The 22,121-nt window shown below is 60.5% G+C and carries 16 protein-coding genes and 4 tRNA genes; 17 read left to right on the top strand and 3 right to left on the bottom strand.

Features of this window, described 5'->3' with window-relative positions:
- Window positions 1–80 precede the first annotated feature (80 nt).
- The 13 genes from uvrB to AAEZ10_RS04335 all read left to right on the top strand — a co-directional run bounded on the left by uvrB (window position 81) and on the right by AAEZ10_RS04335 (window position 11,827).
- The gene (gene uvrB / locus AAEZ10_RS04275; protein ID WP_071171644.1) at window positions 81–2,096 is read left to right on the top strand and encodes an excinuclease ABC subunit UvrB; all 2,016 of its coding nucleotides are present in this window, start codon (window positions 81–83) and stop codon (window positions 2,094–2,096) included.
- Between the two features lie 197 nt (window positions 2,097–2,293).
- Entirely contained in the window at window positions 2,294–3,775 is a 1,482-nt protein-coding gene (gltX, locus tag AAEZ10_RS04280) for a glutamate--tRNA ligase (RefSeq protein WP_016773920.1), read from the top strand.
- Between the two features lie 188 nt (window positions 3,776–3,963).
- A tRNA-Ala gene (locus tag AAEZ10_RS04285) sits at window positions 3,964–4,039 on the top strand.
- 79 nt (window positions 4,040–4,118) lie between these two features.
- Window positions 4,119–4,194 (top strand) — tRNA-Glu (locus AAEZ10_RS04290).
- Between the two features lie 53 nt (window positions 4,195–4,247).
- Window positions 4,248–4,323: transfer RNA gene (locus tag AAEZ10_RS04295), tRNA-Ala, on the top strand.
- An 80-nt stretch (window positions 4,324–4,403) separates the two neighbouring features.
- Window positions 4,404–4,479, top strand: a tRNA-Glu gene (locus AAEZ10_RS04300).
- A gap of 182 nt (window positions 4,480–4,661) precedes the next feature.
- Window positions 4,662–5,201, top strand: coding sequence for a TetR/AcrR family transcriptional regulator (locus AAEZ10_RS04305; protein ID WP_016773921.1), 540 nt, complete (start codon window positions 4,662–4,664; stop codon window positions 5,199–5,201).
- A 30-nt stretch (window positions 5,202–5,231) separates the two neighbouring features.
- Window positions 5,232–6,065, top strand: coding sequence for an alpha/beta fold hydrolase (locus AAEZ10_RS04310; RefSeq protein WP_313872759.1), 834 nt, complete (start codon window positions 5,232–5,234; stop codon window positions 6,063–6,065).
- A gap of 46 nt (window positions 6,066–6,111) precedes the next feature.
- Window positions 6,112–6,555: an acyl-CoA thioesterase gene (locus AAEZ10_RS04315; protein ID WP_016773923.1), complete on the top strand. Its 444-nt coding sequence runs from the start codon at window positions 6,112–6,114 to the stop codon at window positions 6,553–6,555.
- 175 nt (window positions 6,556–6,730) lie between these two features.
- On the top strand, window positions 6,731–7,690 hold the full coding sequence (locus AAEZ10_RS04320) for a tRNA dihydrouridine synthase (protein WP_016773924.1): 960 nt from the start codon (window positions 6,731–6,733) through the stop codon (window positions 7,688–7,690).
- 119 nt (window positions 7,691–7,809) lie between these two features.
- Entirely contained in the window at window positions 7,810–8,256 is a 447-nt protein-coding gene (locus AAEZ10_RS04325) for an Hsp20 family protein (RefSeq protein ID WP_101160023.1), read from the top strand.
- Between the two features lie 188 nt (window positions 8,257–8,444).
- Entirely contained in the window at window positions 8,445–9,140 is a 696-nt protein-coding gene (locus AAEZ10_RS04330) for a DUF1266 domain-containing protein (RefSeq protein WP_073474085.1), read from the top strand.
- Window positions 9,137–11,827: a DUF805 domain-containing protein gene (locus AAEZ10_RS04335; protein ID WP_110646441.1), complete on the top strand. Its 2,691-nt coding sequence runs from the start codon at window positions 9,137–9,139 to the stop codon at window positions 11,825–11,827. The genes AAEZ10_RS04330 and AAEZ10_RS04335 overlap by 4 nt, the downstream gene beginning before the upstream one ends.
- Here AAEZ10_RS04335 and AAEZ10_RS04340 read toward each other — a convergent pair.
- From AAEZ10_RS04340 to AAEZ10_RS04350, 3 genes are all read right to left on the bottom strand, one after another.
- Window positions 11,824–13,515 (bottom strand): Hsp70 family protein, encoded by a 1,692-nt coding sequence (locus AAEZ10_RS04340; RefSeq protein WP_350567927.1) that lies wholly within the window; start codon window positions 13,513–13,515, stop codon window positions 11,824–11,826. The two genes, AAEZ10_RS04335 and AAEZ10_RS04340, sit on opposite strands and share 4 nt — an antisense overlap.
- Window positions 13,516–13,609: 94 nt before the next feature.
- Window positions 13,610–16,888, bottom strand: a complete 3,279-nt coding sequence (locus tag AAEZ10_RS04345; RefSeq protein ID WP_071171649.1) for a PAS domain S-box protein — start codon at window positions 16,886–16,888, stop codon at window positions 13,610–13,612.
- A gap of 63 nt (window positions 16,889–16,951) precedes the next feature.
- Window positions 16,952–17,842: a LysR family transcriptional regulator gene (locus AAEZ10_RS04350; protein WP_024012384.1), complete on the bottom strand. Its 891-nt coding sequence runs from the start codon at window positions 17,840–17,842 to the stop codon at window positions 16,952–16,954.
- A gap of 139 nt (window positions 17,843–17,981) precedes the next feature.
- Here AAEZ10_RS04350 and leuC point away from each other — a divergent pair, with 139 nt between their 5' ends.
- From leuC to leuB, 4 genes are all read left to right on the top strand, one after another.
- Window positions 17,982–19,412 carry a 3-isopropylmalate dehydratase large subunit gene (gene leuC, locus AAEZ10_RS04355; RefSeq protein ID WP_024012385.1) on the top strand — a complete coding sequence of 477 codons (1,431 nt, stop codon included), beginning with the start codon at window positions 17,982–17,984 and terminating at the stop codon, window positions 19,410–19,412.
- A 2-nt stretch (window positions 19,413–19,414) separates the two neighbouring features.
- Window positions 19,415–20,059, top strand: coding sequence for a 3-isopropylmalate dehydratase small subunit (gene leuD / locus AAEZ10_RS04360; RefSeq protein ID WP_024012386.1), 645 nt, complete (start codon window positions 19,415–19,417; stop codon window positions 20,057–20,059).
- Window positions 20,060–20,154: 95 nt separating this feature from the next.
- On the top strand, window positions 20,155–20,922 hold the full coding sequence (locus tag AAEZ10_RS04365) for a class I SAM-dependent methyltransferase (protein ID WP_350567932.1): 768 nt from the start codon (window positions 20,155–20,157) through the stop codon (window positions 20,920–20,922).
- Window positions 20,923–20,977: 55 nt separating this feature from the next.
- Window positions 20,978–22,060: a 3-isopropylmalate dehydrogenase gene (leuB, locus tag AAEZ10_RS04370; RefSeq protein WP_016773933.1), complete on the top strand. Its 1,083-nt coding sequence runs from the start codon at window positions 20,978–20,980 to the stop codon at window positions 22,058–22,060.
- The last annotated feature ends 61 nt before the right edge of the window (window positions 22,061–22,121 follow it).

The following is a 22,121-nucleotide window of genomic DNA, read 5'->3' on the forward strand; positions in this document are numbered from 1 at the left end:
TTCTTGCGCGACATCGGTCGTTTGCGGTCGTCCTCGTGGTGCTCCGTCTGACGCGGAGCGCCGCGAATCCAGAGGTGTGTATGTCGGAATTCCAGCTAGTCACCCGCTTCGAGCCTGCCGGCGATCAGCCGGAAGCCATTCGCCAGTTGGTTGAGGGCATTGACGCCGGGCTGGCGCACCAGACATTGCTCGGTGTGACCGGCTCGGGCAAGACCTTCAGCATCGCCAACGTCATCTCCCAGGTACAGCGTCCGACGCTGGTTCTGGCGCCGAACAAGACCCTGGCCGCGCAGTTGTACGGGGAGTTCAAGGCGTTCTTCCCGAACAACGCCGTGGAATATTTCGTTTCCTACTACGACTACTACCAGCCCGAAGCGTATGTGCCGTCGTCCGACACCTTCATCGAGAAGGACGCCTCGATCAACGACCACATCGAACAGATGCGCCTGTCCGCAACCAAGGCCTTGCTGGAGCGCAAGGACGCGATCATCGTCACCACGGTGTCGTGCATCTATGGTCTGGGCAGTCCGGAAACCTATCTGAAAATGGTCTTGCACGTTGATCGCGGCGACAAGCTTGATCAGCGTGCGCTGTTGCGGCGCCTGGCTGACCTGCAATACACCCGCAACGACATGGATTTTGCCCGGGCGACGTTCCGCGTGCGCGGTGATGTGATCGATATCTTCCCGGCGGAATCCGATCTGGAAGCGATCCGCATCGAGCTGTTCGATGACGAGGTCGAGAGCATTTCCGCGTTTGATCCGCTGACCGGCGAAGTCATCCGCAAGATGCCGCGCTTCACTTTCTATCCGAAGAGCCACTACGTGACGCCTCGGGAAACCCTGCTCGACGCCATCGAAGGCATCAAGGTCGAATTGCAGGAGCGCCTCGAATACCTGCGCAGTAACAACAAACTGGTGGAGGCCCAGCGCCTGGAGCAGCGCACCCGTTTCGACCTCGAGATGATTCTCGAACTGGGTTACTGCAACGGCATCGAAAACTACTCGCGCTACCTTTCCGGGCGTCCATCCGGCGCGGCGCCACCCACGCTTTACGACTATCTGCCTGCCGACGCCTTGCTGGTGATCGACGAATCCCACGTCAGCGTGCCGCAGGTCGGCGCGATGTATAAGGGCGACCGTTCCCGTAAAGAGACGCTGGTCGAGTACGGCTTCCGCCTGCCTTCGGCGCTGGACAACCGGCCAATGCGTTTCGACGAGTGGGAAGGGGTCAGCCCGCAGACCATTTTCGTTTCGGCGACGCCTGGCAACTATGAAGCCGAGCACGCCGGGCGCGTGGTCGAACAAGTGGTGCGGCCGACCGGCCTGGTCGACCCGCAGGTTGAAGTGCGGCCGGCGCTGACTCAGGTCGATGACTTGCTCTCGGAAATCACCAAGCGTGTAGCGATCGAAGAACGTGTGCTGGTCACCACGCTGACCAAGCGCATGGCCGAAGACCTGACCGATTACCTCGCCGACCACGGTGTGCGCGTGCGTTATCTGCACTCGGACATCGACACTGTCGAGCGCGTCGAGATCATCCGCGACTTGCGCCTCGGCGTGTTCGATGTGCTGGTCGGGATCAACCTGCTGCGTGAAGGCCTCGACATGCCGGAAGTGTCGCTGGTGGCGATTCTCGATGCCGACAAGGAAGGCTTCCTGCGTTCCGAGCGCTCGCTGATCCAGACCATCGGTCGCGCGGCGCGTAACCTCAATGGCCGGGCGATTCTCTACGCCGATCGCATGACCGGTTCGATGGAGCGGGCGATTGGTGAGACCGAGCGCCGCCGCGAGAAGCAGATCGCCTTCAACCTTGAGAACGGCATTACCCCGAAAGGTGTGATCAAGGACGTCGCCGACATCATGGAAGGCGCCACCGTACCGGGTTCGCGCAGCAAGAAGCGCAAAGGCATGGCCAAGGCCGCCGAAGAGAACGCCAAGTACGAAGCCGAGTTGCGCTCGCCAAGCGAAATCACCAAGCGCATCCGCGCGCTGGAAGAGAAGATGTACCAACTGGCGCGGGATCTGGAGTTTGAAGCGGCGGCGCAGATGCGCGACGAGATTTCCAAACTGCGCGAACGATTGCTTACGGTATAAGGGATCGTTCCCACGCAGAGCGTGGGAACGATCATTGTGTTTCCCTGTGGGAGCGAGCCTGCTCGCGAATGGGGGCGACTCGGTATAAGCGAGTCCCGGTCTCCGGCTTAAATACCCTGCCCGCTGGAGCGGGGCGGGTGTCGCCTGTTACCATTCGCCGCTTGATTGTTCTGCTCTTCATTTTTTCGAGACAAGCCATGACCACCGTCCGCACTCGCATCGCGCCATCGCCTACCGGGGACCCCCACGTAGGTACCGCTTACATCGCATTGTTCAACTACTGCTTTGCCAAGCAGCACGGCGGTGAGTTCATCCTGCGCATTGAAGACACCGATCAGTTGCGTTCGACCCGCGAGTCCGAACAGCAGATCTTCGACGCCCTGCGCTGGCTCGGTATCGACTGGAGCGAAGGCCCGGACGTCGGCGGCCCGCACGGCCCATATCGGCAGAGCGAGCGCGGCGACATCTATCAGAAGTACTGCCAGCAACTGGTCGACATGGGTCATGCGTTCCCGTGCTTCTGCACCGCTGAAGAACTCGATCAGATGCGCGCCGAGCAAATGGCTCGCGGCGAAACTCCACGTTACGACGGCCGCGCACTGCTGCTGTCGAAGGAAGAAGTTGCGGCGCGTCTGGCCGCTGGCGAACCGCACGTGATCCGCATGAAAGTGCCGAGCGAAGGCGTCTGCGTGGTGCCGGACATGCTGCGTGGCGACGTCGAGATCCCGTGGGATCGCATGGACATGCAAGTGCTGATGAAGACCGACGGCCTGCCGACGTACTTCCTCGCCAACGTCGTCGACGATCACCTGATGGGCATCACCCACGTGCTGCGTGGCGAAGAGTGGCTGCCATCGGCACCGAAACTGATCTTGCTCTACGAATACTTCGGCTGGGAACAACCAGAGCTGTGCTACATGCCGCTGCTGCGCAACCCGGACAAGAGCAAGCTGTCCAAGCGCAAGAACCCGACCTCGGTGACCTTCTACGAGCGCATGGGCTTCATGCCGGAAGCGATGCTCAACTACCTCGGGCGCATGGGCTGGTCGATGCCGGACGAGCGCGAGAAGTTCTCGCTGCAGGAAATGGTCGACAACTTCGACCTCAAGCGCGTTTCCCTCGGCGGGCCGATCTTCGATATCGAGAAGCTGTCGTGGCTCAACGGCCAGTGGCTGCGCGATCTGCCGGTGGAAGAGTTTGCCGCCCGCGTGCAGAAGTGGGCGTTCAACTCTGAATACATGATGAAGATCGCGCCGCACGTGCAGGGCCGGGTTGAAACATTCAGCCAGGTCGCACCGCTGGCGGGATTCTTCTTTGCTGGCGGCGTGAATCCGGATGCCAAGCTGTTCGAGTCGAAAAAGCTCTCCGGCGATCAGGTTCGCCAGTTGATGCAGTTGATCCTGTGGAAACTGGAAAGCCTGCGGCAGTGGGAGAAGGACAGCATCACCGCGACGATTCAGGCGGTGGTCGAATCCCTCGAGCTCAAACTGCGCGATGCGATGCCGTTGATGTTTGCTGCGATCACCGGGCAGGCGAGTTCGGTGTCGGTGCTCGATGCGATGGAAATCCTCGGCCCGGACCTGACCCGTTTCCGTCTGCGCCAGGCGATTGACCTGTTGGGCGGCGTGTCGAAGAAAGAAAACAAAGAGTGGGAAAAGCTCTTGGGCGCCATCGCCTGATTGCTTTTGCTTCTCTGCAGGACTGCCGAAGGCTGTGATCTTTTGATCCTGCCTTCGGCGTTTCTCCCGAATTTACGGGGGAGGGCGGTAAGTGATTGTTATCCCGGCAAAAAATTTTGAAATTATTCAAAAATAAGTTTGACAGGCTTTCGATACGCCCTTAAGATTCGCCCCGTCCTCAGCGATGAGGGGCTATAGCTCAGCTGGGAGAGCGCTTGCATGGCATGCAAGAGGTCGACGGTTCGATCCCGTCTAGCTCCACCAATTTACACTTCGAGGTCTGGCCACACCGGCCTTGAAGCGATCAACACTCAGCGTTGATCAGTTGTATAGAAGGGTTTGCGTCCCCTTCGTCTAGTGGCCTAGGACACCGCCCTTTCACGGCGGTAACAGGGGTTCGAGTCCCCTAGGGGACGCCAGTTTTACAGAAGTGATGTTGCAAGAGATCACTCCGCCGCGAGGCGAAAAATCCGGGGCTATAGCTCAGCTGGGAGAGCGCCTGCATGGCATGCAGGAGGTCAGCGGTTCGATCCCGCTTAGCTCCACCAATTTTACAGTTCAAGGTCTGGCCACACCGGCCTTGAATCGATCAGCTCTCAGCACTGATCAGTTGTATAGAAGGGTTTGTGTCCCCTTCGTCTAGTGGCCTAGGACACCGCCCTTTCACGGCGGTAACAGGGGTTCGAGTCCCCTAGGGGACGCCACGATTACCCGCTCTGCGGGATTTTATAAGGGTCATTCAATTATTGAATGGCCCTTTTGTTTGTCCGGCGTTTGGCCAACTCTCCTTTTTCCTTACACTGTGCTTCAGACCAGCGGTCATATTCATGACTTGCAGAATATTATTATGCGAATAATATTCTAGTCGTAATATTCGGAGGCAACGATGAACGATAAAAAAGCTCAAACCCGCGAACGCATCCTTAAGGCTGCCAGCGCCGCACTTATTCAGCGCGGCCCGGCTGACCCGAGCGTGGGCGAAGTGATGGGCGCAGCCGGCCTGACCGTCGGCGGCTTCTACGCCCACTTCGAAAGCAAGGACGCGATGATGCTCGAAGCGTTCAAGCAACTGCTGGGCCGGCGTCGCGACCTGATTGCCGACATGGACGCCGATCTGACCGGCGAAGAGCGTCGCGCTTTGGTGGCTGCGTTCTACCTGTCGCGCAAACACCGGGATTCCAGCGAAGCCGCATGTCCGATTCCGGCCTCGATTGGCGAATTGGGGCGTTTGCCGGAGTCGTTCCGCATCGCGCTGAACGAGCATCTGGAGCTGATGGTCGCGCAACTGGCCGCTAGCCCTGAAGACACCGACAAGGCTTTGGCCGATGTCGCGTTGATGGTCGGTGGTCTGGCCTTGGCCAGGGCGCTGGGTCCGGGAGAGTTATCCGATCGATTGCTGCGCGCCGCCAAGTCGGCGGTGCGTTGACCTGAAGGCAACAAGCCTGAGGAGAGTGCGATGAACGCGTTGAAGTGGGTTCGTGGCGTTAACGGTACCTTGGGCTGGTTTGCACCGAAGCTGGTGGCGAGCAAAATGCGTCTGGCGTTCATGACGCCCCGCGCGCTACCGCTGCGGGATTGGGAGCTGCCGCTGTTGGCCAGCTCCGAACGCATCACGTTGCGCTTCGGCCTGTCGGCGCTGCGCTGGGGCCAAGGCCCGACAGTGTTGCTGATGCATGGTTGGGAAGGGCGGCCAACGCAGTTCGCCTCGCTGATCAATGCTCTGGTCGATGCCGGCTATACCGTCGTCGCGCTCGACGGTCCGGCTCACGGTCGCTCCCCTGGGCGCGAAGCCAATGTAGTGCTGTTCGCCCGCGCCATGCTCGAAGCCGCTGCCGAATTGCCGCCGCTGCAAGCGGTTATCGGCCATTCCATGGGCGGCGCCAGCGCGATGCTCGCTGTGCAATTGGGCCTGCGCACCGAAACTCTGGTCAGCATCGCCGCACCGTCGCGGATTCTCGGCGTGCTGCGCGGTTTTGCGCGCATGGTCGGCATGCCGCCGCGCGCGCGTTCGGCGTTTATCCGCCAGGTCGAGCAGGACGTCGGCATGCGCGCCGCGACGCTGGACGTGGCCCACTATCAACTGGATATGCCCGGTCTGATCGTGCATGCCGAGGACGACAGCTTTGTCTCGGTCAAAGAATCGCAATTGATTCACGAAGCCTGGTTCGACAGCCGCCTGCTGCGCCTGGAAAGCGGCGGCCATCAACGCGTGCTGGCCGACCCTCGAGTGATTGATGGTGTGTTATCACTGCTCGCCGGTCGCAGCCTTCAGGCGCGCCAATCGGCCTGAGCTCCGTTACACTGCCCCGGTTGAATACTTTGACCGGGAGTGGGGCATGGGCTGGGATCGGGCAACGCCGTTTACCATTGATCTGCAAGTAGGCGCCGAAGACATCGACGGGCTCGGGCACGCCAATAACGCGGTGTATGTGACCTGGCTCGAGCGCTGTGCATGGCGCCATTCGCAGCGCCTCGGCCTGGACCTGGTCGAGTATCGGCGGCTGGATCGGGCGATGGCCGTTGTCCGCCATGAAATCGATTATCTGGCCGCAGCCTATGAAGGCGATGAACTGCAACTGGCGACCTGGATCGTCGATTGGGATCAGCGCCTGAAAATGACCCGGCATTTCCAGCTCAAACGCCCCAGCGACAACGCCACCCTGTTGCGCGCGCAGACCACATTTGTCTGCATCGAGCTGTCGACCGGCAAGCCCAAGCGCATGCCGGCGGAATTTATCGAAGGCTATGGCCCGGCGATCCAGATTGCAGAGGCGATGTAAATCTCACCCTGTGGGAGCGAGCCTGCTCGCGAAAGCATCGGGTCAGTTACGCATGCGTCAACTGACAGACCGTCTTCGCGAGCAGGCTCGCTCCCACAGAGAGATGTGTTGTCCTGCGGTCTTCCACGATATCCAGTAAACTGCCGCACGTTTTTTCTTCAAGTAGTGTTTCCCCATGCAAATTGCTCTGGCGCCCATGGAAGGGTTGGTCGACGACATCCTGCGCGACGTGCTGACTCGCGTTGGCGGCATCGACTGGTGCGTGACCGAATTCATTCGGGTCAACGACCAGTTGCTCACCCCGGCGTACTTCCACAAGTTCGGCCCCGAGCTGCTCAACGGTGCTCGCACCGCGTCCGGCGTGCCGCTGCGCGTGCAGTTGCTCGGTTCCGATCCGGTTTGCCTGGCGGAAAACGCTGCGCTGGCCTGCGAACTCGGTTCTGAGGTGATCGACCTCAACTTCGGCTGCCCGGCCAAGACCGTCAACAAATCCCGCGGCGGCGCCGTGCTGCTCAAGGAGCCGGAGCTGCTCAACCAGATCGTCGAACATGTCCGTCGCGCCGTACCGGCGCACATCCCGGTCACCGCGAAAATGCGCCTGGGTTTCGACAGTCCTGACGGCTCGCTGGTCTGCGCCACGGCGCTGGCGGAAGGCGGGGCAGAGCACATCGTCGTACATGCGCGGACGAAAATGGACGGTTACAAACCGCCGGCGCATTGGGAGTGGATCCCGCGTGTGCAGGATGTGGTCAAGGTGCCGGTGTTCGCCAACGGCGATATCTGGAGCGTCGAAGACTGGCGCCGTTGCCGCGAAATCAGTGGCGTGGAAGACATTATGCTCGGTCGGGGTCTGGTCTCCCGCCCGGATCTCGCTCGGCAGATCGCTGCGGCGCGCGCTGGCGAAGAGGTCGTCGAGATGACCTGGGCCGAGCTGATGCCGCTGATTCAGGACTTCTGGCTGCAGGCCAAGGCGCAAATGACCGCGCGCCAATCGCCCGGTCGCCTCAAGCAATGGCTGGCCATGCTGACACGGAACTACCCGGAAGCCGCCGAGCTTTTCACCGTTCTGCGCCGTGAAACCGAGCCGGATCAAGTCTCGCGTCTGCTCGGATTGCCGCTCGTCGAGGCCGCATAAAAAATCTCAAAATAATCTCTTGAAATCAAAACAGCGGTCCCTATCTAAGGGTTACGCGATGCCGAATTTGGGTCGCGGAGACACAAAACCTTGCTGATTGTTTTCAGGAGATTTGAATCATGAGTACTGCATTTTCTCTCGCGCCACTGTTCCGTTCCTCGGTAGGTTTCGACCGTTTCAACGACCTGTTCGAAACCGCCCTGCGCAACGAGCCAGGCAGCAGCTACCCACCTTACAACGTCGAAAAACACGGTGATGACCAATACCGTATCGTCGTTGCGGCCGCCGGTTTCCAGGAAGAAGACCTGGACCTGCAAGTCGAGAAGGGTGTGCTGACCATCAGTGGCGGCAAGCGTGACACTGACGAAAGCGTCACGTTCTTGCATCAAGGCATCGCCCAGCGAGCCTTCAAGCTGTCGTTCCGTCTGGCCGATCACATCGAGATCAAGGACGCTGCCCTGCGCAACGGCCTGCTGAGCATCGACCTGCTCCGTGTGGTCCCGGAAGAAGCGAAAGCCAAGCGCATCCCGATCAATGGAGCGCAGCAGCCGGCGTTGCAGCATTGATTCATGTGCTGACACACAATCGCCCGAACCGGCGATAAGCCGCTGAACGAAAGGCCCCGATACGTCGGGGCCTTTTTTGTGCGCGCAGTCAAAGCGATGCAGGGTTTGCCGCTGTTGTCGGGGCTCTTTACAATCTGCGCAGTTTTGCCGGCCCCCATTTCCCAGCGGTCGGCCTGGAGCCTTTTTTCATGGACGAGATTCAACAGCGCTGGCTGTGCGCGTTGTCCGCACCAATGGCCGCGCTCAACACCGGCGCCGGGTATGACGACCCGGCGTTCTGCAACGACCGTTACATCAACCTCAAGGAAAGTTGGGGTATCGATGATCGGCGACAGTTGTTCGACATGCTCGGATGGATGACCGACGACGGCCATGCCAAGCATCTCAGCGGGGCCTATCTGGCGTGGCAGCGATGCCTGCCGAGTGAATGGCAGTCGTTGCTCAATGAGCTGAACCCGCGCGAGCGCGTCCTGCATGAATTTGCCAGCCGTACCTTCGGCAGCTGTGGTCCCGGCGGCATCTTGTCCTGGGATTACGGCCGGATGGGCTTTCTGTTGCGCTGCGCCGTACGTAATCAATGGATCGATCTGGCCGAGAGCAACTGGTTGCACAGTCGTCTGGCGTTGAGGGCGCAGTTTCATTACGGCAGCTGGATGGCTTACTTCAACGGCTTTCTGGTGGGACGAACCTTTTGGTGCTGCATGAGTAGAAGCGATGATGAACTGGCGGTCGAGATGAGTCGTGAGGGCACCAGCGCTTTCAACACCAGGATTGCCCGAGGCCTTGCGCAAAACATTCCACACTTTCTTGCCGATCTGCCATGGCACATGGATATTGATCCGCCGTCTCGTCCGGCATCGCTTGGGGAGTTCGACTGGTCATGAGTTGCTGGATTCGACTGGGCATTGAGCCGACTACTGACGAAACCCTGATTCGCAGCGCCTATCGCGCCCGTTTGCCGGCGCATCATCCGGAAACCGATCCGGAAGGTTTTCAAGCGCTACGCATGGCCTACGAGAGTGCCCTGCGTCTGGCCCGTGAAGAGGAGGAAGAGGCTGGAGACGAGATCGACGCTGCACAAGCCAATGTCGTTCGGGCGCCTCAAGCTTTCCTGGATTTCTGTGCGCTGCTGGATGATCCCGCGCGACGCTTCAACTACGCGGCATGGCAGGCATTTGTCCGGACGCTGGATGCCTTGTCACTGGAGGTTTTCGATGACCTCAACTGGGGCTTGTACCACCGAATGTCCGGCGCCGGTCCGTTGTCCTACCGTTGTGCGAATCTGTTGGCGCAGCGCATGGCCTGGGACCAGCAATTGCTCGATCTGGCATTCGACGATGCGCAAGCGGTAGAAGGCTTTTTGCAGCGCATCAAGACGCCCGACCCGTTCGACACGGATCTGATGAGCGCCTGGTCAGAGCCGGCACAGACCGAGTCGCTGTGGTATGCCCGTAGCCTCGATTTCATCTTTACTCAGCGTCCGCTTCACGAGTTCGCCGAGTTCGCCAGTCGGCACACGTGCTTGCCGTTGCCCAACGATGCCGCGTACCTCAAGCGGTTGCTGGTGCAGTTCACCCAAGCGGGCATGGGCGCGCCGACGTTCCTGCAGTGCTGTGCCGAACAGCACGATGCCGCGCCGGATAACGTCGACTGGCTGTACCTGCTGGCGTGTCAGTACAGTCTGTTGGGGCACGACGATCAAGCGTTTCCATGCTGGATTCGGCTCTGGAGCGAACATCGCCATCCCGCGGCAGAGAGTCGCTTGCTGGAGCTGTGTGCCAAGCGTCAGCCGACCTTTCTGCCGTTGCTGATTCAGGCGTTCGATCGTCTGGAGGACTGCGCCGTTTGGCCGGACGAACTGGGTGCTGAGTGCCAAGTGTATGGCAGTCCGTCACAACGGCCCGAGACCTTGACCCGTTGGTTGGGTGTCGGACGGCTCAAGCTTGATGCACTGGCGCAAAGCTTTGTTGATTGGCGCATGGCGGGCGACGAGTTGCCATTGCTCGCGCAGTTGATCGGCGAAAACCACGACAGCCGTTTGCTGCGTCTGTACCGGCACGCCTGGGCGCTGCATCGTGGTGATTCGGCCTTGTTGCAGCAGATTGTCGACGAACCGCTGCCGGTGGACGCGCTGGAATGCCTGGTATTGAGCGGCCTGAAGTATCAGGCCAGGCAACATCTGCATTGGCTGGCCAAGGCGCCTGTTGCGCAGGCCATGAGCGCTTTCACTGACTCGCAAACACTTTCACCGCAATTGCCTCTCGCGTTGTCCGAAGGTGCGCTGCACAAGGTTTGTCGTCTGTGGTTGCAGCGCTTGCGGCCCTATAGCGACACGGCGCTTGCACGCATTGCCGACGCGTTCGAGCTGAGTGCGGTCAAAGACGGCAATGACCTGTCGCAACTCGATCTCATGCTCCAGTTGAGTCGGCGCGCGACAGGTTTGCCGCCGATCGGTTTGGGAGCGGCCATCTGGGATTGGCACGCTCAAACCGTGTTTTTGCTGGCATTGCTGGAACAACCCGAGCGCTGGTTGCAATTGATTGATGCGCAGTGTCTGGAGCGTTTGCCGTTCAATCCTGCGCATCCTTTGAGCCGACTGCAGCCGCTATTGCGGCGCTTGCTGCGTGAGCAGGGCAATTGCGCCGGTTTGCTCGGCTGGCTGCAGGGTGACGATCCTGTGCACGGTTTGCTGGTGCAACAGTTGTTCAGTGTCGAGCAGGCTCTCGACAGCGCCAGGCTGCCCGCCAATACCCTGCTTTACACCTGCGTCGAAAGTGACCGTGCGGCGTGCGGCGATGACCTGCTGGGCTTGTTGATGTTCTGGGGCGTGCTCTACCACGATCCAAGCCTGAGCGCCGAGCAGCACCGGGCGTTGTTGCAGTCGATTGAAGCGGTCAGTTGCGAGGATGACTGGTTCGAAGGCTTTCGCGACGGTCTGATCAAGGGCGAACCGGTGTGGCCACCGCGCAAGGTGTTGACGGATTTCGGTGTCGACAAACTATTGGCCTATGAGGCGCTGGATGCGCTCAAAAGCTTGATTCGCTACGGCGCTGCCGGAGTGCCGAAAACGCGAGTATTGCGGCAGCTGCAGCAGGGTAAGGATGACGTGCAGAACAGCGTCGGTTTGCGCTTGGCACTGTGCGCGTTGCTGTCGTGGTCGGAGCGGTTGCTGTTAGCCAACAGTGATGTCCAGCCAGTACCAGCGAAAGCTTTCTGGCGCCTCGGATCACGGCTGGGGCGCAGAGCTTTTATCGCTCAGGTCCTGGGATGCGTAGTGGTAACCCCAATAGCCGGGCTGATAACGGGCACGACGATTGGCGGGATGGTCATCTTTTTGCTTGGCGTGCTGCTGTTGTTCGCGGCAGTTCTACGGCGGTTGCACGATATGGGCCGGGGCATACCGACACTGCTGATATTTCTGGGATTGTCGCCGTTTCTGCCATTCCTGCCGCTGGTGTTGTTCGGCTTTCCGGGAGACAAACTGCCTAACCGCTATGGCGTGCCGCCGGACAGTGGGGCAGATATGTTGTCCGGCGGGTTGCAGGCTGCTTTACGGCAACTGAACGGTTAAAGACGCATCTGGTCCAGCGCCTCATTCAGCGCTGAGCGGTGGCTGGCGATTTCGCTGGCTTGCTGGCCGGCAAGCACGGTGTTGAAGGTGTCCATCCACTCGGCAATGCGCGCACGCTCGTCGCCCAGAGTTTGCATCCATGCTCGCTCCAGTCGTGCGAGCAGGGTGCGGTTGGGCAGGGCGTCGCGAGGGTGGACTTTGAGCTTCGCGAGCCGGGCATGGCTGTCTCTGCGCGCCTGTTCATCCAGTCCGGTCGGGCTGCGGTCGATGCTGTGGCCGTAACGTTCGCCGGTTTCCAGAAGCGTGACGTCTACTTCCAGCAGGCCGTTGATGTCATAACTGAAACGCACATCGAGGCTCTGCAGCTGCTCACTAGGGGTGAACTGGATGTCGAAAGAATCGATGAAAATATTGTCGCGTACCCACGGGCGTTCCCCTTGGTAAACCGCGATACGGATTTCAGTCTGTTGCGCAAACGTCGTCGAGTAACGCTGCACCCGTGACGTTGGAATCACCGTGTTACGTTCGATGATCGGTGAGAACGCGCCACTGACGCCTTCGCCACGATTGGTCGAAATCCCCAGCGTATACGGACAGACATCCGTCAGAATCAATTCCTCGACCGCACCGTCCCGCGCCTTGCATGCCGCCTGCGTCGCTGCGCCCAGCGCCACGATGGTGTCCGGATCAAGATGCCGATAAGGCAGGCGTCCAAACAACGTGGCAACCATTTGCTGTACCGCCGGCATGCGCGTGGCGCCACCGACCAGCACCAGGCTGTCGAGGTCGCGCGGTTTCAGTCGGGCATCGCGCAGAGCCTGTTCGATTGGCGCGCGCAAGCGGGCCAGCAACGGCTCCCAGATTTTCACCGCAGCGGCTTCATCCAGTTCCCATTCGAATGTCTGCTCGGCATACCGCCAGCTCAAGTGCTGCGCGCCTTCGCCGAGTTTGCATTTCAGCTGTTCCAGGGCATCACCGAGGCTGGCCATGGCTTGTGCATCGATCGTTGAGGGGGTGAGTTGCCAGTGTTTCAGGCAGGCCTGCAACAGGGCGGCGGTGAAGTCTTCACCGCCGAGAAAGTTGTCGCCAGTGGAGGCGTGCACTTCAATCAGCGGCAATGCGTATTCGAGCACGGTGACGTCGAACGTGCCGCCGCCGAGATCGAATATCAGCGTGCGTTCGAACTTCTGTTCGTGCAGGCCGTACGCCATGGCGGCAGCGGTCGGTTCATTGATCAGGCGCGTCACGGACAGCCCGGCCAGTTCGGCGGCGAACAAGGTGCGCTTGCGCTGCTCGTCACTGAAATATGCCGGTACGGAAATGACCGCTTCTGTGACCGCCTGGCCGAGAAAGGCTTCCGCGTCTTGCTTGAGTGAGCCAAGTACCAGCGCCGACAACTCTTCCGGGCTGAACTGGCGAGAGCCGAGCTGGATTTGCCTGTCGCTGCCCATGAAGCGCTTGAACGCGGCGGCAGTGCGTTCCGGGTGCGTGGTCAGGCGGGCGCGGGCGGCTTTGCCGACCAGAATCGTGTCGTCTTCATCAAGGCTGACCACCGACGGTGTCAGCACATCGCCGAGGGCGTTGCGGATCAGTTCGGCGCGGCCTTCACGCCAGACGGCGATCAGGCTGTTGGTGGTGCCAAGGTCGATGCCCAGCAGGGCCGGGCGGGGAAGGGATGCATCCTGCATGGTTGATCTCGAAGCGGCGCAAAAAACGCGACCCTACAGGCTGACGCAAACCGTGGCAATTGTTGCTCTGTTGCCAGTCTGTGCGACCGCCGATTCAGGGCAGCAGTTTTTTCAGATCCTCCAACCCCACCGGTCGGCTGTGCAGATAGCCCTGATACAAATGGCATTCCAGCCCCTGCAAAAACGCCAGTTGTGCTGGCGTCTCCACTCCTTCGGCAATCACTTCCAATTCCAAGCTGCGCGCCATCGCGACAATCGCGCGAATGATCTCGGCAACATTGGAGTCAGTGGTCGCATCGCGGATGAATGACTGGTCGATCTTCAGGGTGTCTACCGGCAGACGCTTCAAGTAAGTCAGCGACGAATAACCAGTGCCGAAATCGTCCATGGCGAAGCTCACGCCGAGCTTTTTCAGACGACGCATTTTGCTGATGGTGTCTTCCAGATTCTGGATGACGATGCCTTCGGTGATTTCCAGTTTCAGCAGCGAGCAGGGCAGGCCGTGGCTGGTCATGCTGTGTTCGATGCGTTCGACGAAATCGTTCTGGCGGAACTGCCGGGGGCTGATGTTCACGCACAGGCTGAAGTTGAGCGGGTCGACCAGTTTTAACGCGATCAGTTGTTTGAAGGCGTTGCAGGCTTCATCGAGGATCCACGTGCCGACTTCGAGAATCAGGCCGCTGTCTTCCAGTACCTTGATGAACTCGGTGGGCGACTGCGCACCCAGTTCGGGATGGTTCCAGCGCACCAAGGCTTCGGCGCCGATGATGCGGTTGTCGCGGGCATCGACCTGTGGCTGAAAGTGCACGTTGAACTCGCCGCGCGACAGCGCCAGGCGCAGGTCGGTCTCCATACGCAGGCGTTCGCTGGCCGCTTTCTGCATGGTGTTGTGATACATCTGCGTGGTGTTGCGCCCGGAATCCTTGGCCCGGTACAGGGCGATGTCGGCGCGTTTGAGCAGGTCGGTCGGGGTCGAGCCGTGATCGGGGATCAGCGCGACGCCAATGCTCGGCGTCACTTGCAGGCGCTGGCCATCGAGGAACATCGGCTCCGAGAGCAGTTCGCGAATGGTGTCAGCCAGCGCGCGCACTTGCTCGCTGACTTCACTGCGCGATCCTTCGAGGCCGCTGAGCAGCACCACAAACTCATCGCCACCGAGGCGCGCCACGGTGTCTTCCATGCGCACACTGGCTTCGAGCCGCGCGGTGATGATTTTCAGCACGGTGTCGCCGACCGGGTGGCCGAGGGAATCGTTGATGTGCTTGAAGTGATCAAGGTCGAGAAACAGCAAGGCGCCGCGCAGATTGTGGCGCTTGAGCAGGGCGATCTGCTGACTCAGGCGATCCATCAGCAGGGCGCGGTTAGGCAGGTTGGTCAGCGGGTCGTGATAGGCCAAGTGACGAATCTGCGCTTCGGCGTTCTTCAACAGGCTGACGTCGCGCGCGGTCAGCAGCAGGCAGGCGGTTTCATTGAGCGTGATCGGCTCGACCGAGACCTCAACGGTGAGCAATTCGCCGCGCTTGTTGCGCCCGAGCATTTCCTGATGATGCACGCGGCCCTTGATCTGCAACTCGGCGAGTAAGGTCGAGCGCTGTTTCTCTTCGGCCCAGATCCCCACCTGATACACGGTTTTGCCCACCACTTCGTCAGCGCGGTAGCCGGTAAGGCGACAGAAACCGTCGTTGACCTCCAGATAACGCCCGGTGTCGCGCTCGGTGATGGTGATGGCGTCGGGGCTGGAGTGAAACGCCTTGGCGAATTTTTCTTCGCTGGCCTTCAGCGCTGCTTCCGAGCGTTGTTGCTGGGTGATGTCGCGCAGGGTGGTGACGATGCACGGCTGGTCGCCGACGCTGATCTGCCGGCTGGAAATCACGCAGGTCAGCGACTGGCCGTCCTTGTGCTGGACGAGAATGGCCACGTTGCTCAGGCCTTGTTCGCGAATCACCCGTTCGATGCGTTGCAGGCTTTTCGCCGAGGCGTCCCACAGGCCGATTTCTTCGGCGGTGTGGCCAATCACATCGGCGGCGCTCCAGCCAAAGGTCTGGCTGAAGCTGGAATTGATCTCGATGAACTCCCCGGTTTCCTGGCGCGTGACGCAGATCGGATCAGGGCTGACCTGAAACAGCGTGGCGAATTTCTCTTCCGAGGCCACCAGACGCTGCTCGCGCTCGACCTGATCGGTGATGTCCAGCAACGTGCCGGCCATGCGCAGCGGTGCGCCGTTGTCGTCGCGATAGAGACGCGCGCGGCTTTCCAGATAGCGCGAGCTGCCGTCGGGCAGTTGCACGCGATAGGTCAGTTGATAATTGCCGGCCGGACCTTCGCGCAGGCTGCGGTAGGCGTCGCGCATGCTGTCGCGTTCCTCGCCCGGCACGCCTTCGAAAAACTCCTCGAATGATTCATGGAATGGAATCGGCTCCAGCCCGTGCAATTGCGCAGCGCGCGCCGAGCCGTAAAGCATGCCGCTGGGGATGTGCCAGTCCCAGGTGCCGAGCTGCGCCGAGTCCAACGCCAGGTCGAGGCGTTCCTGGCTGTCCTTCAAGGCCAGTTCGGCGGCTTTGCGTTCGGTGGTGTCGAGGAAGGTGCTGAGCAGATAGGGCTGGCCTTCGAGCTCGACCTTCTGCGCGCTGAGGATGCCGTCGTGCACCTGGCCATTGCTGGCGCGGAACTGCACTTCCATGCTGATCAGCTCGCCCTTGGCTTTGGTTTTCTTCACCAGTTCGGCGCGTTGCTCGGGATGCACCCACAAGCCCAGTTCCAGGGTGGTGCGGCCGATTGCGCTTTGCACCGGCCAGCCGAACAGGCTTTCGAAATACTGGTTGGCCTCGCTGATCAGACCGTCATCCTGACGGGTCAGCAGAACCATGTTCGGGCACAGGTGGAAAAGTGTCGCGAAACGTTTCTCCGAGCTGCTCAGGGCCTGCTCGCGCTGGCGTTGGTGGGTGATTTCGCGAATCACCCCGATCATTCGGGGCCGGCCGTTCTTGTCTGGCAGCAGGCTGCCGCTGATCTCCAGCCAGTGCAGGCTGCCGTCGGGCCAGCGGATGCGGTGATGCATCGCCTGCTCCAGTGGGGCGCCGGCGATCACCGCGTGGAAGGCGCGCACGGTTTTCGCGCGGTCTTCCGGCGGCAACAGGTCGAGGTATTCCAGGTCGGCAGGTAATGGCTGCCGTGGATCGAAACCGAATAACGCCTGAGTGCCCCGTGACCAGCTGATCTGCCCACGTTCGATGTCCCAATACCAGGCACCGAGCCGCGCGCCGTTGAGCGCGGCGAGCAATTGCGGCGCGCTTTCCCAGCTCTGCTCGGAATGGCGCGGATCAACAGCCTGGATTCGCGGCATCGGCGGAATTCGGTCAACAGATTTCGGCATTGTCAGCGGGCCTTGAGCTGAGTGGCGTGAGGCACAGGAGCGGCTCTATAGGAGTAGCACAAGTCAGGCCGGGATCCCTGGCCGATCGATCTGTGCATCCAGCAGGGCCATGAAGGCGCGTGCTGCATTCGATAGCGTCCGTTCGGTGTGCAAGATATAGCCTAGCTGGCGAGTGAGCTGTATGCCCGGCAATGCGATGCTTGCCACTTGTTCGTCGAGCATGGTGCGCGGCAGCACGCTCCAGGCCAGGCCGATGGAGACCATCATCTTGATGGTTTCCAGGTAGTTGGTGCTCATGGCGATGTTTGGCGTCAGGCCCTGAGCTTCGAACAAACGCTGGACGATGTGGTGGGTAAAGGTGTTGCCGCCGGGGAAAACCGCCGGATGGCCGGCGATGTCCGCCAGACTGACGGCACCGTTGTTGATCAGCGAATGCTCCGGGGCGACGACGAAATCCAGCGGGTCGTCCCATACCGGCGTGGCTTTGACCAGAGTATGCGGCTCTGGTGCGAGGGTGATGACCGCCAATTCTGCGCGGCCGTGGAGAATTTCCTCGTAGGCCACTTCCGAATCAAGAAACTGAATATCCAGCGCAACCTGTGGGTAGCGGCGGGTGAACTCCCTTAATAGAGGCGGCAAGCGATGCAGGCCGATGTGGTGACTGGTGGCCAGCGTCAGGCGACCGCTGACCTCGCCGGTCAGGTTGGTCAGGGCGCGGCGGGTGTCGTCGAGCACGTTGAGAATCTGATAAGCCCGTGGCAGCAGGGCGCGACCGGCCTCGGTCAGGCCGACTTCACGGCCCAAGCGGTCGAACAGGCGCACCTTCAATTGCTGCTCAAGACCGGCGATGCGCTTGCTGATCGCCGGTTGGGTCAGATGAAGGCGTTCGCCGGCGCCGGAGAAGCTGCCGGTCTCGGCGATGGCAATAAAAGCGTTGAGGTTAGCCAAGTCCATGTCGCATTCCAGTTGGTTATCCAAAGCATAAAAAATATGAATTTGAGTTATTTAATCTAACCCCATAGGATCGGCCTCACAAGCCAAAGGGTTATTGATAAGCCCAGGGCATAGAAACAAGCTGATGAGGAACCGTCTGATGGCCGGCAAAACGCTCTACGACAAGCTCTGGGATTCGCATTTGGTCAAGCAGCGCGACGATGGCTCGGCGCTGATCTACATCGATCGTCACATCATCCACGAAGTGACTTCGCCGCAAGCTTTCGAAGGCTTGCGTCTGGCCGGGCGCAAGCCTTGGCGCATCGATGCCAACATTGCGACCCCGGACCACAACGTACCGACCACCCCGGAGCGCAAGGGCGGCATCGAAGCCATTGCCGATCAGGTTTCGCGTTTGCAAGTGCAGACCCTCGACGACAATTGTGATGAATACGGCATCGTCGAGTTCAAGATGAACGACGTGCGTCAGGGCATCGTTCACGTCATCAGTCCGGAGCAGGGCGCGACCTTGCCGGGCATGACCGTGGTCTGCGGTGACTCGCACACCTCGACCCACGGCGCATTCGGTGCGTTGGCCCACGGCATCGGCACATCCGAGGTCGAGCACGTGCTCGCCACGCAGTGCCTGGTGGCCAAGAAAATGAAAAACATGCTGGTGCGCGTCGAAGGCCAATTGCCGTTCGGCGTGACCGCCAAGGACATCGTCCTTGCGGTGATCGGCAAGATCGGCACCGCCGGCGGTAACGGCCACGCCATCGAATTTGCCGGCAGCGCGATCCGCGATCTGTCCGTCGAAGGCCGCATGACCATCTGCAACATGTCCATCGAAGCCGGCGCCCGCGTCGGCCTGGTGGCGGCGGATCAGAAGACCATCGACTACGTCAAAGGTCGTCCATTCGCGCCGAAAGGCGAGCAGTGGGACATGGCCGTCGAAGCCTGGAAAGACCTGGTCTCCGACGCCGATGCCAAGTTCGATACCGTGGTCGAGCTGGACGCCACGCAGATCAAGCCGCAAGTCAGCTGGGGCACTTCTCCAGAGATGGTTTTGGCCGTTGATCAGAACGTGCCGGACCCGGCCAAGGAAATGGATCTGGTCAAGCGCGACTCGATCGTCCGCGCCTTGAAATACATGGGTTTGACCGCCAATCAGGCAATCACCGACATTCAGCTTGATCGCGTATTCATCGGTTCCTGCACCAACTCGCGCATCGAAGACTTGCGCGCTGCTGCGGTCATCGCCAAGGGCCGCAAGGTGGCCTCGACCATCAAGCAGGCGATCGTCGTGCCGGGCTCGGGTCTGGTCAAGGCGCAGGCGGAAGCTGAAGGGCTGGACAAGATTTTCCTTGAGGCCGGTTTCGAATGGCGCGAGCCGGGTTGCTCGATGTGCCTGGCGATGAACCCGGACCGTTTGGAGTCCGGCGAGCATTGCGCCTCGACTTCCAACCGTAACTTCGAAGGCCGTCAGGGCGCCGGTGGCCGTACCCACCTGGTCAGCCCGGCCATGGCGGCGGCAGCAGCGGTGAACGGCCGTTTCATCGACGTTCGTGAATTGATCCAAGGAGCACAGTAAAGATGAAGGCATTTACTCAGCACACTGGTCTTGTTGCGCCTCTGGATCGTGCCAACGTCGACACTGATCAGATCATTCCCAAGCAGTTCTTGAAGTCGATCAAGCGCACCGGCTTCGGTCCGAACCTGTTCGATGAGTGGCGTTATCTGGATGTCGGCCAGCCGTACCAGGACAACTCCAAGCGCCCGTTGAACAAGGATTTCGTCCTCAACGCCGAGCGTTATCAGGGTGCCAGCGTATTGCTCGCCCGCGAGAACTTCGGCTGCGGCTCGAGCCGTGAACACGCGCCGTGGGCGCTGGAAGAGTACGGTTTCCGCAGCATCATCGCGCCGAGTTACGCCGACATCTTCTTCAACAACAGTTTCAAGAACGGCCTGCTGCCGATCATTCTCAGCGATGCAGAAGTTGATGAACTGTTTAAGCAGGTTGAAGCCGAGCCGGGTTATCAATTGCAGATCGACTTGCAGGCGCAGACCGTGACCCGCCCGGATGGCAAGGTGTACAGCTTCGAGATCGATGCGTTCCGCAAGCACTGCCTGCTCAACGGTCTGGACGATATCGGCCTGACCTTGCAGGACGGCGATGCGATCGCGACGTTCGAAGCCAAGCATCGGGTTAGTCAGCCGTGGTTGTTTCGCGACGCTTGATTCGGGATTGATGTAGTCAGGGCGGGCCTCTTCGCGAGCAGGCTCGCTCCCACAGGGAATGTATTTCAAATAACACTGCTTACAGGATGTGATCCATGACCAGCACCGCCCAGCACACCCAGGTCGTCCAGAAGCAATTCGGCGAACAGGCCGCCGCTTACCTGAGCAGCGCGGTTCACGCCCAAGGCAGCGAATTCGCGCTGCTACAGGCTGAACTGGCCGGGCAGGGCGAGGCTCGTGTGCTGGACTTGGGTTGCGGCGCAGGCCATGTCAGTTTCCACGTCGCTCCCTTGGTCAAGGAAGTGGTGGCTTGCGACTTGTCGCAGCAAATGCTTGATGTGGTTGCCGGCGCTGCCGTCGATCGCGGCTTGAGCAATATCATTACCGTCAACGGCGCTGCCGAGCGCTTGCCGTTCGTCGATGGCGAGTTCGATTTTGTGTTTAGCCGGTACTCGGCGCATCACTGGAGCGACCTCGGTCTGGCCTTGCGCGAAGTGCGTCGGGTGCTGAAGCCGGGCGGGGTGGCAGCGTTCGTTGATGTGTTGTCACCGGGCAGTGCGTTGTTCGACACTTACCTGCAAAGCGTTGAAGTGCTGCGCGACACCAGCCACGTGCGCGACTACTCCGCCGCCGAGTGGCTGCGCCAGGTCAGCGAGGCCGGACTGCATGTGCGCAGGACCACCCGTCAGCGCCTGCGTCTGGAGTACAGCAGTTGGGTCGAGCGCATGCGCACACCTGACGTGATGCGCGCGGCGATCCGCCAGTTGCAGCAGTCGATGGGCAACGAAGTGCGTGAGTATTTTGAGATAGATGCCGACGGCTCGTTCAGTACCGATGTCATCGTACTGATGGCCGAGCGATAAGAATTTTTCCCGGCGCGCCGTTCACTGGCGCACCGCTTGAAGACACGAGGAAAGCATGAGCAAGCAGATTCTGATTCTCCCGGGTGACGGTATTGGTCCGGAAATCATGGCCGAAGCGGTCAAGGTGCTGGAATTGGCCAATGACAAGTACAGCCTGGGCTTCGAGCTGAGCCACGACGTGATCGGTGGCGCGGCCATCGACAAGCATGGCGTGCCGCTGGCCGACGAAACCCTCGATCGCGCCCGCGCCGCCGATGCCGTGCTGCTGGGCGCTGTCGGTGGCCCGAAATGGGACACCATCGAGCGTGACATCCGCCCTGAGCGCGGTCTGCTGAAAATCCGCGCGCAACTGGGACTGTTTGGCAACCTGCGCCCGGCGATCCTCTATCCGCAACTGGCCGACGCATCGAGCCTGAAACCGGAAATCGTCGCCGGTCTGGACATCCTCATTGTTCGTGAGCTGACCGGCGGCATTTACTTCGGCGCGCCGCGTGGCACCCGTACGCTGGACAACGGCGAGCGTCAGTCCTACGACACCCTGCCGTACAGCGAAAGCGAAATCCGCCGCATCGCCCGTGTCGGTTTCGACATGGCCATGGTGCGTGGCAAGAAGCTCTGCTCAGTGGACAAGGCCAACGTCCTGGCATCCAGCCAGTTGTGGCGTGAAGTGGTCGAGCAGGTGGCCAAGGATTACCCGGAAGTCGAGCTGAGCCACATGTACGTCGACAACGCCGCCATGCAGTTGGTGCGCGCACCCAAGCAGTTCGACGTGATCGTCACCGACAACATGTTCGGCGACATCCTCTCCGACGAAGCGTCGATGCTCACCGGTTCGATCGGCATGCTGCCTTCGGCCTCCCTGGACTCCAATAACAAGGGCATGTACGAGCCGTGCCACGGTTCGGCCCCGGACATTGCCGGTAAAGGCATTGCCAACCCGCTGGCGACGATCCTGTCGGTATCGATGATGCTGCGTTACAGCTTCAATCTGCACGACGCTGCCGATGCCATCGAAAAAGCCGTCAGTGTCGTGCTCGATCAGGGCTTGCGCACCGGCGACATCCACTCGGCCGGTTGTACCAAAGTCGGTACGCAGGAAATGGGCGACGCAGTAGTCGCCGCGCTGCGGAATCTGTAATCTCTCGGGCCCGCTGCGAAATTCAATACAAAGCAGCGGCCCACTTTTCAAGAAGGTGTAG

Origin of the sequence: Pseudomonas sp. H26/SER47-MNA-CIBAN-0231 (assembly GCF_040310465.1) — a bacterium.
In the GTDB taxonomy this organism is placed as follows: domain Bacteria; phylum Pseudomonadota; class Gammaproteobacteria; order Pseudomonadales; family Pseudomonadaceae; genus Aquipseudomonas; species Aquipseudomonas atacamensis.

Coding starts and splice junctions, on each gene's coding strand:
- AAEZ10_RS04340 (WP_350567927.1), bottom strand. CDS start 13,515: ATGCAGGATGCATCCCTTCCCCGCCCGGCCCTGCTGGGCATCGACCTT.
- AAEZ10_RS04350 (WP_024012384.1), bottom strand. CDS start 17,842: ATGGACTTGGCTAACCTCAACGCTTTTATTGCCATCGCCGAGACCGGC.
- AAEZ10_RS04365 (WP_350567932.1), top strand. CDS start 20,155: ATGACCAGCACCGCCCAGCACACCCAGGTCGTCCAGAAGCAATTCGGC.
- AAEZ10_RS04325 (WP_101160023.1), top strand. CDS start 7,810: ATGAGTACTGCATTTTCTCTCGCGCCACTGTTCCGTTCCTCGGTAGGT.
- AAEZ10_RS04330 (WP_073474085.1), top strand. CDS start 8,445: ATGGACGAGATTCAACAGCGCTGGCTGTGCGCGTTGTCCGCACCAATG.
- gltX (WP_016773920.1), top strand. CDS start 2,294: ATGACCACCGTCCGCACTCGCATCGCGCCATCGCCTACCGGGGACCCC.
- AAEZ10_RS04320 (WP_016773924.1), top strand. CDS start 6,731: ATGCAAATTGCTCTGGCGCCCATGGAAGGGTTGGTCGACGACATCCTG.
- AAEZ10_RS04315 (WP_016773923.1), top strand. CDS start 6,112: ATGGGCTGGGATCGGGCAACGCCGTTTACCATTGATCTGCAAGTAGGC.
- AAEZ10_RS04310 (WP_313872759.1), top strand. CDS start 5,232: ATGAACGCGTTGAAGTGGGTTCGTGGCGTTAACGGTACCTTGGGCTGG.
- leuB (WP_016773933.1), top strand. CDS start 20,978: ATGAGCAAGCAGATTCTGATTCTCCCGGGTGACGGTATTGGTCCGGAA.
- uvrB (WP_071171644.1), top strand. CDS start 81: ATGTCGGAATTCCAGCTAGTCACCCGCTTCGAGCCTGCCGGCGATCAG.
- AAEZ10_RS04305 (WP_016773921.1), top strand. CDS start 4,662: ATGAACGATAAAAAAGCTCAAACCCGCGAACGCATCCTTAAGGCTGCC.
- AAEZ10_RS04335 (WP_110646441.1), top strand. CDS start 9,137: ATGAGTTGCTGGATTCGACTGGGCATTGAGCCGACTACTGACGAAACC.
- AAEZ10_RS04345 (WP_071171649.1), bottom strand. CDS start 16,888: ATGCCGAAATCTGTTGACCGAATTCCGCCGATGCCGCGAATCCAGGCT.
- leuD (WP_024012386.1), top strand. CDS start 19,415: ATGAAGGCATTTACTCAGCACACTGGTCTTGTTGCGCCTCTGGATCGT.
- leuC (WP_024012385.1), top strand. CDS start 17,982: ATGGCCGGCAAAACGCTCTACGACAAGCTCTGGGATTCGCATTTGGTC.